Raw genomic sequence first — 3,968 nt, 5'->3', positions numbered from 1 at the left:
ACTACTAATAAGGCTACAGATGTGGAAACTCCCATGGCGGTGAGATTAAGTCCACTAGACTTTCTGGTAGGAATAGTAGGCATAGAGGGATAATAAATTTCCTCTGTTTCCTCTGTTTCCTCTGTTTCCTCTGTTTCCTCTGTTGGAAGAGTCTCTGCTCCAATTGGCTCACCCAGAGTATCGTCAGTTGTTTCCTCTGTTTCGTCTGTTTCCTCTGTTGGAAGAGTCTCTACTCCAATTGGCTCACCCAGAGTATCGTCAGTTTTTTGTTTGTAGGGGTTTGGGGATGTTGGTGGTGCTGAAGACATTGATAAGTTTATAGATGATTTAGAACTAGTTAAGGAATGGAGTGCCTCCAAAACCTGATCAGCAGACTGGTAACGGTCTTTGAAGTAATAGCGCACCATCTGCTGAATAATGGCAGCGAAATCTTTAGTGACTGTGGCGTAGTCCTGCCAAAGGGCTTCTCCGGTTAATGGGTCTTCTTCTAGGTGTAACGGTTTGAATCCTGTAAGTGCCTCAATGGCAATCATCCCTACAGCATATAGGTCACTACAGGGACGAGGTTTACCGAGAACTTGCTCTGTTGGTATATACCCGAATGCGCCCAAAGCGGCTATGGCACTAAATTGAACACCAACTAATGGTGTCCGCACTTGCTTAATACCGCTAAAGTCAGTTAAAACTAATTTCCTATCGTCTGATCGTCTGATCAGATTGTCTGGCTTGATATCACCATGAATCACCCCTTGGCCATGGACAAATGCCAAAATCTCTAAAACCTCTTGTAGCAGATTGATTACTCTGCTTTCACTCCAAGGTTGATTGAGTTCCTGACTCAGGGGTCGTCCAGGGATGAAATCTTGAACTATGTAGAAGCTATGGTCAATTTCTAGGCAATCTAAAATTGGGGCAACTTGGTCATGCTGACAGATAATCTCCAAAATTTTAGTTTCACGATGAAATATATCTTGTGCAGCTTGCCAGGAGTCAGTATCATCAGTAACAGGACGGAATTCTCTAACAATACATTCGGGATTTCCGGGTCGGTAAGTGTCTAGCGCAATACAAGTTTGACCCCAGCTCAAACGGTTAAGGATTTCAATAACTTGATAACGTCCATTGATTAACTGTTCTGGTCCTGCTCCTGGGCTAAACGCTAATCTAGACATACGCTTTTTACTAACCGCTTACGTTGATGTTTGCTGTAAAAGTGTTGATGGTGCTTCCATCGCAAGGAGAGGAATAGGCCGAAGGTGGCTAAGAATGGAAGAATGGAAGAATACAGTATTTATGATCTCCCTGATCGGAGCTATTTTCTCTATCTCCCCGTCAGACTAGATACTATTCCGTTAGAGACTCCTCTGTGAAAAGTCACACTTAATGTATTCTTCAGCCATCAGCTACTCGATCCGGATGCTCAGAAACAAGCTCTGTGCCAAGGGCTGATGGGATAATCAGGTGATGGGATAATGGGGTGATATGTAGTATTCTTTTTTCGATTTCATATTACTGTTGGCATTTTTGCCTTTATGCTGGAGAAGGGGCGATAGTAAGACAAGCATGACCATTCATCAAAAACAATCAATCCAAATTGCTGTTGTTGGAGACATTCATCAACTGTGGGAAGCGGAAGATGCTATAGCTCTTGAGCAGTTGGGTGTGGATCTGGTCTTATTTGTCGGGGATTTCGGCAATGAGGCGGTGGATATAGTCCAGATGATAGCTGCTATTGACCTACCCAAGGCGGTGATTATGGGAAACCATGATGCTTGGTATACTGCCTCGGAATGGGGAAGGAAAAAGTGTCCTTATGACCATGAAGTAGAAGATAGGGTACAGCAACAGTTGGACTTACTGGGGTCAACCCATGTGGGTTATGGTTACCTTGACTTCCCAGATTTAAATCTCTCTGTAGTTGGTGCTCGCCCTTACAGTTGGGGCGGCCAGAGTTGGCGAAATAAGAAGTTTTACAGGGAACAGTATGGGATTAATAGCTTTTCTGAATCAGTGGAGCGCATTGTAGCAGCAGTGGGTAGTGCGGCTTACGAAACGGTAATCTTGATCGGTCATAATGGTCCGACGGGACTAGGTGAGCAAGCAGAAGCTCCCTGTGGTAAAGACTGGTATCCTGCTGGTGGTGATCATGGGGACCCGGATTTGGAAGATGCGATCGCAAAAATCTATTCCTTGGGTAAAAACATTCCCTTAGTCACCTTTGGTCATATGCACCACATCCTCAAGCACACCAAAGACCGACTACGAACTAAGATTGTTACTAGTCCGGAAGGGACTGTATACTTAAATGCAGCCAGTGTCCCTCGAATTATCGAAACCGATACAGACCGATTGCGGAATTTTTCGATAGTGTCTCTCAAAGGCGGTATAGTGGATAAAGTATCCCTGGTTTGGGTGGGTAAGGATTACTCGGTGGTATCTGAAGAATTGCTTTACCAGTCTTCTGAAGCGTTGCTGGTATAAAACTAAGTTATATAACTTTTTTATATAACTTTGTAGAGATGGTCGCCATCCGAGCCCACGGATTGTTAATATAGATTTGCCCGGAGAGGTGGCAGAGTGGTCGATTGCACTCGACTTGAAATCGAGCGAGCCGAAAGGCTCCGGGAGTTCGAATCTCCCCCTCTCCGTTTTGAATTTGTTTACAGAAAAAAGTTGAAGGTTGACGGTCAACCCTCAACTTTTTTCTCTTGATGGAATAGGGAGTAAGGAAGGTAGGTTTAAGTAGGTTCAGTTGGTAAGCACTGTCCACCCTAAGATTCATGACAATGGTGCAAGATCTCAGTTTATGTAGGTTTAGTTTGCTCCATTGGACATAAATCCCATTACTAGGCTGTCCGGAGCCAGGAAATGACTCAAATGATAAGCCCGTTCTTCAGTCTTGAGCAAGATTTTCTCATAGAGATAGCGGGTGGCTCGATCGCCCAGGCTTTCTGTTTGAGCAGCTTGACTGCGTACTAACTGAATGATTGACTGCTCAGCTGCTAAGTCATGCTCTACCATCTGGCGAGAGTTGTAAACTCCATCAGATTCAGGAGTGAAGCAGCACAATTCAGCTAATTTGGCAAAACTAGTAGCTGGAATTCCTCCTAGTCCATTCAAACGCTCTCCTAAGTCATGGACATGCTCTTGAGCATCGTCGTAGCTTTCTTCAAAGAACTTATGCAAGGAGTAAAACTCTGCTCCTTCCACAACAAAGTGGTGCTTTTGATATTGCAAGTACAACCCTTGGAAGCTAGCTAAAGCTATGTTTAATCCTTCACAAACTGGGGTGGTAACGTTTTTTTCCAGCAAAATTGGATTGTCAGCAATGTCACCAAAGGAGCGTAGTAGACCCTGAGTTGTAGACATAATAGTGTTCTCCTTTCGTTTTCATTAAGTGTGCCTTATTGCCAGGCTTTTAAGTAGGCTAACACATCTAATCTTATTTAATCTAGACTCCCAAACGTCGCTAACAACACAATTTTTAACTTTTTCAGAATCTCTATTGAGGATTATTTGTGATAAATTAGTTGAGATAGATTATCGATTACTCTCAACTCGGTGAACGGGATTTGTTTTGGTAAAATCTGCTTAAACCCAGCACATTGGCAAGATTCATTCCACAAGGATGGCAATTTTTAAGGTTGATTAAAGAAAAACAGTTTTCCTAGAGGTAAATAACTATGTCTAAGTTGAAAGAGCCAGTCTCAGAGTTCAGTGTAGTAGGACAGTTATTAGACTTTGTCATTAAAGATGGCTATAAAATCAAGTATTTAAGAATTACTGTTTCAAATATCGAATATTGGATTAAGTTATCTAAACCTCTCAGAAAGAGCTTGGATCCAGCCATTATCCCTGGGGCGTGGATTGAGGTGAGTGGCACCAGCAAACTAAAGCGCAAAACTCGAAAACTTATACTTAAAGCCTATGAGGTGAGCCTTGCTGCTCCCCCCAGATCGTCGAGAAGG

The 3,968-nt window shown here is 43.2% G+C and carries 3 protein-coding genes, 1 tRNA gene and 1 pseudogene; 3 read left to right on the top strand and 2 right to left on the bottom strand.

Annotation, left to right across the window (positions count from 1 at the left end):
• Positions 1-1,172, bottom strand: a 1,172-nt coding sequence (locus F6K52_RS33390) for a serine/threonine-protein kinase (RefSeq protein ID WP_293088970.1), incomplete at its 3' end; no start/stop codon positions are given.
• A gap of 391 nt (positions 1,173-1,563) precedes the next feature.
• Between F6K52_RS33390 and F6K52_RS33385 the strand changes: the two genes are divergently transcribed.
• Both F6K52_RS33385 and F6K52_RS33380 read left to right on the top strand, forming a co-directional pair.
• Positions 1,564-2,481, top strand: coding sequence for a TIGR04168 family protein (locus tag F6K52_RS33385; RefSeq protein ID WP_293088968.1), 918 nt, complete (start codon positions 1,564-1,566; stop codon positions 2,479-2,481).
• A gap of 82 nt (positions 2,482-2,563) precedes the next feature.
• Positions 2,564-2,648, top strand: a tRNA-Ser gene (locus tag F6K52_RS33380).
• A 166-nt stretch (positions 2,649-2,814) separates the two neighbouring features.
• Here F6K52_RS33380 and F6K52_RS33375 read toward each other — a convergent pair.
• A complete protein-coding gene (locus F6K52_RS33375) occupies positions 2,815-3,369 on the bottom strand; it encodes a Dps family protein (protein WP_293088966.1) in 555 nt (184 codons plus the stop codon).
• 314 nt (positions 3,370-3,683) lie between these two features.
• Here F6K52_RS33375 and F6K52_RS33370 point away from each other — a divergent pair.
• Positions 3,684-3,968, top strand: a pseudogene (locus F6K52_RS33370) ((2Fe-2S) ferredoxin domain-containing protein); the annotation flags it as partial.

Origin of the sequence: Moorena sp. SIO3H5 (assembly GCF_010692395.1) — a bacterium.
GTDB lineage: Bacteria > Cyanobacteriota > Cyanobacteriia > Cyanobacteriales > Coleofasciculaceae > Moorena.
This window is presented reverse-complemented; position numbering and strand designations above follow the sequence as displayed.

Bases quoted from the DNA above. Each gene is read 5' to 3' on its own strand.
- F6K52_RS33385 (WP_293088968.1), top strand. From the start codon at position 1,564: ATGACCATTCATCAAAAACAATCAATCCAAATTGCTGTTGTTGGAGAC.
- F6K52_RS33375 (WP_293088966.1), bottom strand. From the start codon at position 3,369: ATGTCTACAACTCAGGGTCTACTACGCTCCTTTGGTGACATTGCTGAC.